Origin of the sequence: Lactiplantibacillus sp. 7.2.4 (assembly GCF_018991185.1) — a bacterium.
In the GTDB taxonomy this organism is placed as follows: domain Bacteria; phylum Bacillota; class Bacilli; order Lactobacillales; family Lactobacillaceae; genus Lactiplantibacillus; species Lactiplantibacillus pentosus.
Genome location: NZ_JAGYGS010000009.1, coordinates 80,648 through 93,304, shown reverse-complemented (window position 1 = coordinate 93,304; position 12,657 = coordinate 80,648). Strand labels below are relative to the sequence as shown.

The 12,657-nt window shown below is 48.1% G+C and carries 12 protein-coding genes; 2 read left to right on the top strand and 10 right to left on the bottom strand.

All coding sequences use genetic code 11. The features are described from left to right. Nucleotides 1–92: 92 nt before the first annotated feature. The 7 genes from KGF70_RS05125 to dhaK form a co-directional block, all read right to left on the bottom strand. Nucleotides 93–1,349 carry an extracellular solute-binding protein gene (locus KGF70_RS05125; protein ID WP_105960621.1) on the bottom strand — a complete coding sequence of 419 codons (1,257 nt, stop codon included), beginning with the start codon at nt 1,347–1,349 and terminating at the stop codon, nt 93–95. Between the two features lie 239 nt (nt 1,350–1,588). Continuing rightward, nucleotides 1,589–3,277 carry an alpha-glucosidase gene (locus KGF70_RS05120; RefSeq protein ID WP_216768030.1) on the bottom strand — a complete coding sequence of 563 codons (1,689 nt, stop codon included), beginning with the start codon at nt 3,275–3,277 and terminating at the stop codon, nt 1,589–1,591. A gap of 16 nt (nt 3,278–3,293) precedes the next feature. Continuing rightward, complete coding sequence (locus KGF70_RS05115; protein ID WP_216768031.1) at nt 3,294–4,250, bottom strand: LacI family DNA-binding transcriptional regulator; 957 nt, start codon at nt 4,248–4,250, stop codon at nt 3,294–3,296. Nucleotides 4,251–4,287: 37 nt separating this feature from the next. Further along, nucleotides 4,288–5,307 (bottom strand): LacI family DNA-binding transcriptional regulator, encoded by a 1,020-nt coding sequence (locus KGF70_RS05110; protein WP_105960623.1) that lies wholly within the window; start codon nt 5,305–5,307, stop codon nt 4,288–4,290. A gap of 202 nt (nt 5,308–5,509) precedes the next feature. Continuing rightward, nucleotides 5,510–5,878, bottom strand: a complete 369-nt coding sequence (gene dhaM / locus KGF70_RS05105; protein WP_105960624.1) for a dihydroxyacetone kinase phosphoryl donor subunit DhaM — start codon at nt 5,876–5,878, stop codon at nt 5,510–5,512. Next, on the bottom strand, nt 5,875–6,456 hold the full coding sequence (dhaL, locus tag KGF70_RS05100) for a dihydroxyacetone kinase subunit DhaL (RefSeq protein WP_050337941.1): 582 nt from the start codon (nt 6,454–6,456) through the stop codon (nt 5,875–5,877). The genes dhaM and dhaL overlap by 4 nt, the downstream gene beginning before the upstream one ends. 15 nt (nt 6,457–6,471) lie before the next feature. Further along, nucleotides 6,472–7,470 (bottom strand): dihydroxyacetone kinase subunit DhaK, encoded by a 999-nt coding sequence (dhaK, locus tag KGF70_RS05095; RefSeq protein WP_216768032.1) that lies wholly within the window; start codon nt 7,468–7,470, stop codon nt 6,472–6,474. A 158-nt stretch (nt 7,471–7,628) separates the two neighbouring features. Between dhaK and dhaQ the strand changes: the two genes are divergently transcribed. Further along, nucleotides 7,629–8,618: a DhaKLM operon coactivator DhaQ gene (gene dhaQ / locus KGF70_RS05090; RefSeq protein WP_216779107.1), complete on the top strand. Its 990-nt coding sequence runs from the start codon at nt 7,629–7,631 to the stop codon at nt 8,616–8,618. Here the strand turns inward: dhaQ and dhaS are convergent. Continuing rightward, on the bottom strand, nt 8,615–9,133 hold the full coding sequence (dhaS, locus tag KGF70_RS05085) for a dihydroxyacetone kinase transcriptional activator DhaS (RefSeq protein ID WP_216768034.1): 519 nt from the start codon (nt 9,131–9,133) through the stop codon (nt 8,615–8,617). The genes dhaQ and dhaS overlap by 4 nt on opposite strands. 232 nt (nt 9,134–9,365) lie before the next feature. Here dhaS and KGF70_RS05080 point away from each other — a divergent pair, with 232 nt between their 5' ends. Continuing rightward, nucleotides 9,366–9,884 carry a folate family ECF transporter S component gene (locus tag KGF70_RS05080; protein ID WP_216768035.1) on the top strand — a complete coding sequence of 173 codons (519 nt, stop codon included), beginning with the start codon at nt 9,366–9,368 and terminating at the stop codon, nt 9,882–9,884. Nucleotides 9,885–10,129: 245 nt separating this feature from the next. On the opposite strand, the gene KGF70_RS05075 is transcribed toward KGF70_RS05080, so the two are convergent. Both KGF70_RS05075 and KGF70_RS05070 read right to left on the bottom strand, forming a co-directional pair. Beyond that, complete coding sequence (locus tag KGF70_RS05075; RefSeq protein ID WP_216768036.1) at nt 10,130–11,671, bottom strand: FAD-binding protein; 1,542 nt, start codon at nt 11,669–11,671, stop codon at nt 10,130–10,132. A 269-nt stretch (nt 11,672–11,940) separates the two neighbouring features. Next, entirely contained in the window at nt 11,941–12,585 is a 645-nt protein-coding gene (locus tag KGF70_RS05070) for a TetR/AcrR family transcriptional regulator (RefSeq protein WP_088770258.1), read from the bottom strand. Nucleotides 12,586–12,657 lie beyond the last annotated feature (72 nt).

Here is a 12,657-nt window from a genome sequence, read left to right as displayed (position 1 = left end):
CCTAATAAATCCTAGATTTAATGCTTTTTTCTTTTTAAAAAGGGCTGAGACAAAACGAATTTTGTTTCAGCCCCCTTAAATTACAATTTAAATTACTTGTCGTACTTTTGTGAGATATTAGTTAAAATGGTCTTCTGTGCCTTATTAGCAGCTTGCTTTGGTGTCATCTTGCCACTAGCAGCGTTGGTAACCATCGTTTGTGCTGGTGTCCAAACTTCTGACATTTGTGGTAAGTTGATCAAAGGAACATCCTTGTCGTATTGCTTTGAAACGGCCGTAGCCATGTCATCGCCAGTACTTACAGCTTCCTTACGAGCTGCCGTGTTTGCTGGAATTTCACTAGCAGACTTGTACAACTTGTTTTGGTTGGATTTGTTAGAAATGAAGTCTAACCAAGCTTGTGCAGCGGTCTTGTGCTTAGAGTAGTTTGAGATAGCCCAAGCTTTCCCACCAGCAAACGCTTGATAATCCTTGCCATTGTTCAACTTAGGCAATACAGCGACACCATAATCGATCTTGGACTTTTGATAAGTTGAAGCCATCCAAGGACCATCGATAACAGCGGCGGTCTTACCCGAAGTAAATTGTGACGTTACGAAGTTTTCGTTTGAAGTGACATTTTGCATCCCACTTGGCCAGTACTTCGTGAACCACTTCGTCATGTAAGTCAAACCTTCAACGGCACCTGAATTGTTCAAGCCCATCTTCTTGGCATTGGTGTTGTCATCGCCGAAGACGTAGCCGCCATAACCTTTGATGACACCAAATGAATTATAGAAGTTCGTCCATTGTGTCAAGAATGCAACTGACTTACTCTTATCGTTAGCGTAAGCATACTTCTTATCAGAAGCTAACTTTTCAAGTTCCTTGAAGTTCTTAGGTGCAGTCTTGATCAGCTTCTTGTTGTAATACAAGACATCTGATTCAATCGTTACAGGCGCAGCATAAATCTTGTTCTTATAAGTAACAGATTTCTTCCCCGTTGCGTTGTAACGACCACTTGCCAACTTAACCGTGGATAATTGTCCTTGTGAAGCCATTTGACCAACCCGGTCGTATGGTGCCATTAAAACATCAGGTCCCTTGCCTGAAGGGCCATCCAACTTCAAAGCATCGTCTTCATCAAGCATTGCCTTGTATGAGACCTTAACCTTGACGTTGTACTTCTTTTCGAACTTTGGAATCACAGACTTCATATATGATTTATATGAAGGGTCTGCTGAAACCTTTAACGTCTTATCCATCTTTGAACTGCTGGATGATGACGATTTGCTATTTCCACAACCTACGAGCGTGAGTGCTAACCCAGTGGCTAACGCACCCATCCCCAACTTTTTCCAAGTACTCATAGTGCTTCCTCCTTGCGAAGTAACTTAATTCATTTACCATAATTAATTATGCATCTGTGCAAACGCTTTCGCAAGCGTTTTCGTAATGTTAACGTTAACAGAATCACAACAAAAATAAATCCTAACGCTGAAAAACGTCAGGATTCATTAGTCTATCAACATTTAGACCAATTAATATAAAGATTGATAAGTTAATTAAAATTCATCACTTGTTTTATATATACCAATTTTGCATTCGATCATGCTGACACCGTTGTTCGTGGCGACACGACGATGCTACTCCAAGCTGGTAAGGTCACTTGCCGTTCCGTACAGCTAGCGCCACCCTGCGCAAGCAACGTTGCGTCGCCCGCAAATGGCAGCGTATAGCGTTGCATCTCTGAGCTTAAATTGCAGATGATTGCCGCCTGTTCAGTCCCATCATCAATCAAATAAGTGAAGAGTTGATCATTGCTACCAAGCATAATAAATTGACCATCAGTAAACGGTGCTTGGCGCTTTAATTGCAGTAGTTGCCGATAATAGTTGTAAATGCTATCTTCATCATCGATTTCATCAGCAGCATTCATCTGATCCGTCTGCCCGTGCTTCCATGGCAGGTGGTCCGAAAAACCATGATAAGTCGACGAATCCCATTGCATCGGTCCTCGTCCAGCCATCTTATGCGTCTTGTTCAACATCGTCATAATTTCTGGCATCGTTTTTCCGGCGGCCTGTGCACTTTTGACAAATGTCGGCACAGTTTGGTCTTCAAAATCCGCCAACTTCTGATAACGAATGTTCGTTAGTCCCAGCTCTTCCCCATAGTAAATAATGGGGGTTCCTCGTTGCAAGTAGAGTGCCGTTGCGAGAGCCTTCGCACTTTGTTTAGGATAGTTCGCATCCCCATAGCGGGTAGCGACCCGCGCCATATCATGATTGTTCCAGTAAAGCGTTGGCAAGCTGGTATCCGCTAACGCTGCTTGAATCCCAACCGTATGCTGTTTATACGCCGTAACGTCCATGGGGCGTGGTTGGAACATATCTGAGAAGCTCGGATCATCAGTTGAATTATCATCCGCAAATGTTCTGAACGTAATCACTTGATCACATTCGTCCGTTCCAGGCGTCGTGTAGTCCACCATTAGATGTGGGTCGGCTGAGGACGCCTCCCCGACAATGTAAGTCTCTGGATGATTGGCTTTGATTGCAGCCACAAAATCATGTAAATATTGATGCACTTTTGGCAAGTGCGCGTAGAACATATCACTAATAATCGGTGTTGAATCCCCAGACTGACTCGGATACATTTGCCGAAAATTCGCCTTAGCCAGGTGAATGAACGCGTCTAACCGCAACCCATCAATGCCTTTTTCAACCCAAAATTCGGCGACATCGCGCATGGCTTGCTGTACCGCTGGATTGGTCCAATTGAGGTCCGGCATCCGCTTATCAAACAGATGAAAATAGTACTGGTCGCCGCCAGCTGGATCCTTGTCCCAGACGCTACCGCCAAAGAAAGAGCCCCAATTATTAGGACGACCCCCATCGGCTGCTGGATTTTGCCACAGATAATAGTCTCGATACTTGCTATGCGGGTCAGCGACGGCTTGCTGAAACCACGGATGTTGATCCGAGGTGTGGTTTAGGACAAAATCAAAAATCAGATGCATCCCATGTTCATGAACGACTTTGATAAGTGTTTCCACGTCCGCCATCGTTCCCAAGCTGGGGTCGACCTGATAATAATCTGAAACATCATAGCCATTATCCACTTGGGGCGATTGGTAAATAGGATTCAGCCATAACGTCGTTACCCCGAGTTGCTTTAAATATGGCACTTTAGCTGTGATGCCGGGAATATCGCCGATACCATCGTGATTACTGTCATTAAAACTCTTCGGATAAATTTGATAAATCGTCTGTTGGTCATACCAATGCTTGCTCATCTGTCTATACTCCTCTTTAACGGGTCGATTCTGCCACCGACAACCGTGAATTAATGATGATCTTCTCCTGGTCGCGGCGCGGCGTATCACCATGATTAATGTTAGCTAGCAATAATCTTGCAGCGGCGCGCCCCATCGCTTCTAGGGGCTGTTGCATCGTCGTTAGTCGTTTCGTTGCAATTTGATTCAATAAGACACCGTCGAACCCAATAACACCATACTCCGTGGGCACCTGACCGCCCTCGCTTATGATAGCGGTTTCAACTCCAATCGCCAGCCGGTCACTGGCACACACAAAGGCCGTGTTGCGTGGGAAATTACGCCAGTGGGCTTTAACATACGCTGTTGCCGTATGTGAGTGATTTTCTAGGCGAATGATTTGGGCGCTGATTCGGTGCGTCGTCACATATTCGCGAAAGCCGCGCTCACGGTCCAATTCAAAGGGTTCTGCAACTGCGATACCAATGAAGACTAGGTGCGTATAACCGGTTTCGACCGCATATTTCGTACTTTCTTGAACTGCTTGATAGTTATCCGTATCGACATAATCGTACCCCTGACGATTACTACCAAAAAAGACGACTGGCTGCGTCAACCGGGATACCCAGGCATAGTCAGTCTGACGAATCCCGGTTAAGATGTAGCCATCACATTCACCGTTTTGAAAACTGTTGCGCGTTGCAATCTGTAGTGCATATTGATGCTGGTTCAACTCGTTAGAAATTCCCGCCAGCAACATCATGTAGTACGGTTCCGTCGTATCCATATCCTCAAAAATAGTCAATTTGATGACCCGCGTCCTTCGACCAACTAGCGCTCGCGCTGCCGCATTCGGCTGATAATTCAATTGTGCCATCACGTCCAAAATAAGCTCGCGTAATTCCGGACGGACTTGGTCGGGATGATTGATCACTCTTGAGACCGTCATCTTCGACACATTGGCTTTTTTTGCGACATCGTTTAGCGTTATCATACTTAGATTCCCCCCATCGGTAAAAGTAAGTCCGATCCTATGGCAAAGCTTTAATCTGATGTACTGAGTGTCTTCTCACGATTTGATGTGGGACAATCACCGCCGTTGATAATTCATCAGTCGGATGGTCCGCTAAGGCGATTTTCGCAGCTTCTTCACCTAGACGCTGTGGAAATACGGCAATCGAAGTCAACATTGGATGTGCTAAATCAGAGAAAATCGAATTGTTAAAACCAATCAGTGAAAATTGTTTGACCTTCCAATCAGGATCGTTGTGGAGTACCTGTTGTAATTTAAGTGCTAGCATATCATCGACAGCGACAAACGCTGTGACATCAGGATTCTGGTCAAAGAATTGATGCAATGCTTTAACGCCAGCTGCATGTGTTTCAAACCGTTCTGACAGCATAATGTTCGGTAACTGATTCTGCATCATCACCCGCTGATAACCGAGCATCCGGTCGCTCTGAACCATCCGTGATAAATCGGTGCACAAAAAACCGATGCGGCGATGCCCATGGTCAACCAAGTACTGTGCCGCATCCGTCCCAGCTTGAACGTTGTCGTTATCGACATACGACGTCTTATTGATTTCCTGATAGGGCTTCCCAATCACAACATACTGAACGTCAAATTGTTTCAATCGTTCAACGACCGGATCGTCTTTTTCTGAGTACAGCAAAATAAAGGTCCGAATATGGCCTTGTGCGATCATTACGTCAATATTATGCACCAATTCTTCACTAGAAATCCCCGTCGCTAGCGTCGTCATCGACCCATGCTTGCTACAGACTTCATTAATTCCACGAATCATTTCTAAGAAAAATGGGTTAGAAAAGATTTCGTGGTGGTCGACAGGTAACACGACACCAATTGTGTTGCTAGCTTTAGTGGCTAGGTTTTGCGCATTAAAATCTGGCGCGTAGTTCAATTCTCGCGCAGCTTTAATCACCTTATCACGTGTCGGTTTACTAATAATCTTACTGCCATGCATGGCACGTGACGCCGTTGACGGTGACACACCCGCGCGCTGGGCAACATCCTTAATGGTTGCCATCATGATCCCCCCGTTCTGTTCAGTCTCTCGTTCTAAATATAAAACGTTTTCAATGTTATTGCAAGCGATTGCATAAATTTGCATTACAATTTAAATTATACCGCAAAAAAGACTGTGATTTCGCGCGCTCACAGTCTTTTAGTTGAGATAATTATCGACTCATATCAGTTAGTCTGATTTTTGAAAAAATTCTAGCTATTATCTACTTAATTTTCAACGGCGCCAACTGCGCTTCCACATCCGCCAACGGTACGTCCGCTTGCAACAACGAAGCCGCGGTGTAGGCACTCTCGACTAGGGCGGTGTCATACAAGTGAACCGGCTTGGTGCTCATTTCAATCGCCATTTCCAGATTCATTTTGGCACTCCCAAGGTCATAGAACGCTAACAGCTCATCCGCCGTATTGGCATCAAAGGCCTCCGTGATCTTCGCCATGCTCGTCCCGACTTGATCGTCATCCGTTCCACCAGCAATCGTGATGGAGACATCCTTCGCCACTTGTGCGAGTAGTCGTTGAACGCCAGCTGCGATTTCAGGGACGTGGGAAACAACAACAATTCCTAGACTCATAAAATTCCCTCCGTTGCTAATAAGGTCGTAAACAAGTAACCACTAGAGACGGCGCCTGGATCTAGATGGCCGGCAGAACGTTCGCCTAAATAGGACGCCCGCCCTTTTTTGGCAACCATCGGCTTCGTGCTGGCAACCGCATCGTCGATAACGGTCTGCGTCAATTTGCCAGCTTGAACAGCGGCAACGACGGGGGCCCACACGTCAATCAAGGTTTTGTCGCCAGTCGTCGCACCACCGCGTTTTTCAATTCCGGCTAATGCGGCAGCGAGCAAGGTGCCGAGGTCCGTATCGGTCTTACTCTGTTTCGCCATCTCTAAGAAGGCCGTCCCGTATAAGGGGCCTGAAGCACCACCGACTTTGCTGATCAGCGCCATGGCAGTCGCTTGAAACAGCTTCGTCAAATCTGCAGGTTGCGTGGCTAGGGCAGTCTTGACGGCTGCTAAGCCCCGCGCCATGTTGCCACCATGGTCGCCGTCACCGATGGGGGTGTCCAATTCACTTAAGTAAGATTGGTGTTGTTCAATTTGGGCGGCAAATTGATTCAGCCATGCCGTCGTATTTTCAACTGTTAACATTTTTACGTCCTCCTCTTATGACCAAGCAATCGTTTTAACTGGGTATTGTAAGTAATCGAGCCAGTTAGTCGTCGTCATATCTAGCAGTGTCAGTGAAATCCCCGCCATATCGATTGACGTCATGTAATTGCCGACTTTCATAAACGCCGGTTCGATGTCACGGGCAGCTAATCCATCCAATAAGTCATGGCAGAACACGTACTGGTCCATGAGTGGCGTTGCGCCCATCCCATTAACGAGTACCGCGTATTGATGGTCAGCTTGCAACTTGAGTTCGTCATCTAGCTTACCTAACAATTCTTGGACTAACGCCTTGGATGGCTTGATTTTTTCACGTCGATAACCGGGTTCACTATGAATGCCGACGCCAAATTCAATCTCATCGTCCGCCAATTCAAAGCCTGGCTTGCCGACTTCTGGGACCGTAGCAGCGGATAACGCGACCGCAATCGTTTTGAGCTGTGGCATGACCTGGTTGGCTAGCGTTTCAAGCTCATCGAGACTCGCCCCTTGATCTGTCGCGGCACCGAGAATCTTATGCATCAAAACGGTTCCCGCAACACCGCGCCGGCCTTGCGTATACAAGCTATCCTTGACCGCAATATCGTCATCGACCACGATCGATTTCACTTGAATGTCATCCAACTCGGCCATATCCTTGGCCATGTCGAAGTTCATTACATCACCGGAATAGTTTTTGATGACGAGAAAAACGCCTTTACCCTGGTCAACGGCTTTGATTGCCGCGTAAATCTGATCCGGCGTTGGTGAGGTGAAGACTTGACCGGCGACCGCGGCACTTAACATACCTTGGCCAACAAAACCGGCGTGGGCGGGTTCGTGACCACTGCCCCCACCACTTACAAGACCGACCTTACCTTTCATCGAGGCTTGGTCGCTACGAACCATCGCTTCAGTATCTGGTAATTTCGTTAAATACTGCGGGTAGGACCGTACCAAGCCATCGACCATCTCTTCAACCACGTTTTTTGGATCATTAATAATTTTCTTCATACCTCAACCCGTCCCTTCTATCATTTACACGTTCATTCTATATGAATCCGCTTTCAAAATAAATGGACACTTTCCAGGTTCTGTCCGTCACTTGCCGACCGAGACTGTTTTCGAATGCGGTATAATTATATCAAACTAACGACTAAGAAGGTGGCATTATGCAAATCATCAACGAACCTCAAAATGCCCTGAATCAGGCGATTCAAGGCATTCAGCGAGCTTATCCAAACTTACAATGGGTTCCTGGCACGCTGGGCTGCTACGACCGAAATTTTCGCGACGACCAAGTGCCGTTGATTGCTGGTGGGGGTAGCGGCCACGATCCAGCTCACTGGGGATACGTTGGCACTGGTATGCTAAGTGCCGCCGTCATGGGCCAAGTCTTCCAGCCACCGACACCGCAAGAAATCATCAAAGTGACCAAGCAAGTCACTAAGAATCATGAAGCCTTTTTTATCATCAAAAACTTTCCTGCCGATGTCGCCGCCTTTACAACGGCAGAAGCCCAACTGACCGCTGAAGGCTGGCAAGTTGGGCACTGCATCGTCGCCGATGATATTTCAGTTGACAATGCGTCCCTCAAGCAACGACGCAGAGGGGTTGCCGGTACTGTTTTAATTCATAAAATTCTCGGAGCAGCCGCAGCACGGGGCGTGTCGATCGCCGAACTCACTGATTTGTCGGCATCCCTCAACGACAATATTCATACGATTGGCGTTGCTGCTAGTGGTGCGCAGATTCCGGGTCAAACCGCGACCTCGTTTAGCTTACAACCCGACGAAATCTACTACGGTGTCGGCATTCACGGCGAACCTGGGTATCGGCGCGAACCTTTTCAGTCTTCAGAACGGCTCGCGCAAGAGCTGGTCAGTAAGTTGCGACTCAACTTCCGCTGGCATGCTGGCGACCACTACGCTGTGATGGTGAACTCACTCGGTGGGACGACGCCCTTAGAACTGATGGTCTTCAACAACGACGTCCATGAGCTGCTCGACTTAGATGCCGTCACCGTTGACTTCAATAAAGTCGGCACCTTCTTGACTTCTAACGGGATGCACGGGTTATCGTTGACCTTATTAAAGCTTGCTCACTCGAGCTGGTTGCCCGCACTCCAGAAGCCGGTCACAACTGCCGCTTGGCCCAACTAATTCAAAATCGCCAACGTCATCTTAATGGCCGCAATCGCATCTTGCGACAGGACCTCATAGTCTTCCGGATGATTGGCAACGATATTATGCGTCAGCGATTGCGCGATGCCTAAACACAGTAACCAGATCAAGGCCGCCATCTCCGGTTCATCCGTCTGCGTCAGCTCAGTCAACAAGACGGCTAAGTGATGGCCAACTAACGCGGTCACGTCGATTTCGTGCTGGGTATTGATACACTCGGCATAAAACCGCCGATTCGCATCCAGTTCATAACAGACTAGCTTGATAATGTCTGGCCACGGCAAGTAGTTCAAGTTATGTTCAACGGTCTCGGCCAAGGTATCATCAATAAACCAGGTTAATAACTCATATTTATCTTGAAAATAATCATAAAATGTCTGCCGCCGAAAATGGGCTGCATCCATAATGGCCGTCACTGATGTCCGGCTAAAGCCCTTCGCAAGTACGACATCGTGAAATGACTTAGCAATCTTTTTCTTGGTGATGTATGCCACTTGTAGACGCCTCCATGCTTGTTTTATCAACATTGTATCGATAAGTGCGCGCCCTGTCCAACAGAACTGAAATCGGCTAGTCACTACTATTCCACGAAACGCTATGAACAGTGATATAGCGTTTCGTGGAATTAATTTTTTAATGCTGAGTATTAATGCTATTTTCGGCCCCTAGTATTTTTGAGCGTCATACACTAAAATACTAACAACACACACTTAGGGGGCTTTCATCATGACACCATCACTTACCGTCAAGCGGCTACCACTGCTGGGGATGTTGGTTGCTATGCAGGTCGTTTTGGGTAGCTTGCTGACCATCCAACTGTTACTCACTAAAATCTCGTTTACTTTTATCATCATCGCGTTGACCGCACGGCTATTCTCACCACCCGTCACCGCAGGCAGTGCGGCCTTTGCCAATCTATTAGGCATGTTGTTGTTTCCAAAATTCACGTTTTTTCCCGGCTTTATCTTAACGGCCTTTTTGACCGGACTGGTTTTTGGTCTCGCCTTCCAACAACAAACGAACCTGCCGCGGATTTTAACGGCGAACTTTATCGTGGTCTTCATCCTCAACCTCTTCATGAACAGTCTGTGGCTACACATCATGTACATGACGCCGTGGTCCGTACTGCTGACGACCCGCCTTATTCAAGAAATCGTGACCTACGTTTGCTACACGGTCATTTTGATTGCGGTCTTTAAGGTCCCGATTCTGACCAAACTGACAACCCGTGACAGTGGTCATTAATTATTTATTGAAATTAATGATGACGCCCAGTCAAGATTAGCTCTCAAGCGCCGCACCAGATCAAAACACCCAGTCGTTTCAGGAATTTTTCAAGCAAAATTCGCGAGACGACTGGGTGTTTTAATTATTCGTGTGCTTCATTATTCTATTCGCCAGCGTAGCCCCTGTTCGGCCACAGCATCCATTCCGAAGCGCTACCACCTGTCTGCCAAAACCGGTAACAGGCCGCCAGTTTTAACATGCAACTAATTCAACGCCGCAACCATCCCATCCAAAAATTCATCCGCCGCACCGATAAAGATTTGTTGGGAATGATTGAAGATGGGCGCCTGTTCGTCTGAATTCACAGACAAGACGTGTTGCGCGCCGGACATGCCGGCTAGGTAATCATCATCACCGGACACGCCCACATTAATCAGGACTTCAGGCGCGACTGTGACCGCGCTACCACCGATTTGTTGCTCAACACTAAACTGTTCCATAGCGGTCAATGGCTGCGTGACAGCAATCGCTGCGCCGATCCACTTGGCTAATTGCTGGGCCTGTAATAAAACAGCTGGTGTCATGGCGCCCCGTCCGAGTGCAATGATCCGTTTGGCAGTCGCAATGCTTCCGACATTGACTGGCACGTCTTGCGTTAATTTCAGCCGCTTGACGACCCGATGTAAATCCGCGACAACTAGGTGTTCCGGCGCCGTTGCGGATTCGTGCCCGACACTTAAGGCCGCATCATCATTAAAGTTGGTCGTCGCGTAAGTCGTGGCAAGTTGACCGGCCGTTCCCACCAGTAGTGGCAGGGTTGCCAAATCGTTACGCAAAGCGACCAATGGTGATTGTTGCGTGTAGGCTAAATCGCCAATCAGCGGCATTAATGGTTCAAAGGGCGCCAAGGCTTGTTGACTCGCAAACAGTGCGGCTAATTGCGCGGCATCCGTAAAGCCGCGGTCATCATCCGCCTGTTGAGCCGCATTAAAGACACTCGTCTCCAAGCTGGCAGTCAATGCTAAGGCCGGTGCCAGCGTCGTTAAAGGCGGTTGTTCAGCCAAGGCCAATTGTCGCACTTGATCCGTCGCGTGTTGCCAGACGCCGGCCGTCACCGTTGCCGCAAATAGTTGCCCAACGGCTTGGGATCGCTGTAAGACGCGTTGGCCCCGACCGAGCTGACCGAGTTGATTGGCCGCCGTTGCCGGAACGGCGGTGAGTTTTAAGTCAGCCACCGATAAACCGCGTAGTCCGAGTAACGGGACCAGATTGCCAATCTCAACCCCCGCTTGGTCGGCCTTGATCAGGAACGCGCCGGCCGCATCCGGTGGCGTCTGGGCTAACACTAGGTAGTCGGTCGCCTGACCAGCGTTCAACACAGCCTTGACCGTTCCGGTTAATTGCCAACCAGCCGTTACTGGCGTGGCTTTGACCGTAGAACTATCAGTCACGCGCAACGGTAGCGCGGCTAAGCCAAAGGTCGTTTGCGGTGTTAAATACTGTTGCCGCTGCTGGGGCGTCCCAAACGTTGCCACGGCATCTTCAACTTGCCAGCGAGCAGCGAATTGGCTCGCTAATCCAGCGGAGTTCTGCGCTAAGACCAATAATGCCAGCACCCGTTGCGTCAAGCGTTCATCCGCTAACCCATCACTTAAAGCCAACTGCTCGGCCAGTGTCGCTAACAGCGCGGGATCGACCGTCCCAGTCGTTTCCAATTGCATGGTCATGCCCATCAGTTGCTCACGCGCTAATGCTTGTAAGGTTTGCCACAGCGCCATCTGCCGTGCTGATAAATGTAATTCCATCTTGATCCCTCGCTTCATCCGTTACTTAATAAGTCTAACTTACCACATTTTTAGCGCGCAAACGAATAATCCTGTCAGCGACGCTCGTTTCACACGTTGACCCGCACCATTCAGTGCAAGCTAGCTGTAAAATCAAAAAAGCAACTGCCTGATCCATGCCGGCAATTACTTTTTGAATGCATCGTGATGGTAAGTGGCAAGCTTCAGTAGTTTGCCTCCTACAGTCTTTCAGAAGGCCAATGTAACATCAATACATGCGACTTTGCGCACTAAGGGGCAACGAAGCCATGCTCCAAAATCGTCATATAGGTTTGAGCCCGTTGAACGACCCACGCGGCATCATCCATCGACTGCACATTTGGTTGTTTTCGCATATAGGCTTGAAATTCCGTAAAAATTTGATTATAAACGCCCATAATTAACGCAATCGTTGCTTCACGATCAATCTCTGGACGCAGTTTCATTTTATCCAAGACCTGACCAATCATGTCCTGAGTCATCGTCATTGCTTTGGCATACAAGCCTTTCATCTGTGCTTGTAATTTCACCGGTAACCGTTCCAAGGCACCGTAAGCTTCAATCATGACCTTCATCTCATCTGGATGAGTTCGGCCGAAATCAGCCTTATATTGTGCGCTGCGAGCCATCAACGTCACCAGGTCATCGGGTACGGCATAGGATTGGCGATTGATCGTCGCAATAATTGTCTCAGTCGCCAGCTGGACGGTTGCGAAGTAGAGCCCCTGTTTGCTGCCATAGTAATGAAACAGGAGCCCTTTGGAGACAGCCGCAGCACTGGCGATGGCATCCGTTTTGGCATCCTGATAGCCCCGCGCAGCAAACTCATGCATCGCCGCTTGCATCATCCGCGCCACCTTTTTTGGATCCTTGGGAACTGTTTGCTTGTTTGCCATCTACCAATCATCCTTTCATCCATTGTTGTTGCTAGTGGCCATCATATTAATCATTGTCATCAATTGTCATCG

Coding starts and splice junctions, on each gene's coding strand:
- KGF70_RS05125 (WP_105960621.1), bottom strand. CDS start 1,349: ATGAGTACTTGGAAAAAGTTGGGGATGGGTGCGTTAGCCACTGGGTTA.
- KGF70_RS05120 (WP_216768030.1), bottom strand. CDS start 3,277: ATGAGCAAGCATTGGTATGACCAACAGACGATTTATCAAATTTATCCG.
- KGF70_RS05115 (WP_216768031.1), bottom strand. CDS start 4,250: ATGATAACGCTAAACGATGTCGCAAAAAAAGCCAATGTGTCGAAGATG.
- KGF70_RS05110 (WP_105960623.1), bottom strand. CDS start 5,307: ATGGCAACCATTAAGGATGTTGCCCAGCGCGCGGGTGTGTCACCGTCA.
- dhaM (WP_105960624.1), bottom strand. CDS start 5,878: ATGAGTCTAGGAATTGTTGTTGTTTCCCACGTCCCTGAAATCGCAGCT.
- dhaL (WP_050337941.1), bottom strand. CDS start 6,456: ATGTTAACAGTTGAAAATACGACGGCATGGCTGAATCAATTTGCCGCC.
- dhaK (WP_216768032.1), bottom strand. CDS start 7,470: ATGAAGAAAATTATTAATGATCCAAAAAACGTGGTTGAAGAGATGGTC.
- dhaQ (WP_216779107.1), top strand. CDS start 7,629: ATGCAAATCATCAACGAACCTCAAAATGCCCTGAATCAGGCGATTCAA.
- KGF70_RS05080 (WP_216768035.1), top strand. CDS start 9,366: ATGACACCATCACTTACCGTCAAGCGGCTACCACTGCTGGGGATGTTG.
- KGF70_RS05075 (WP_216768036.1), bottom strand. CDS start 11,671: ATGGAATTACATTTATCAGCACGGCAGATGGCGCTGTGGCAAACCTTA.
- KGF70_RS05070 (WP_088770258.1), bottom strand. CDS start 12,585: ATGGCAAACAAGCAAACAGTTCCCAAGGATCCAAAAAAGGTGGCGCGG.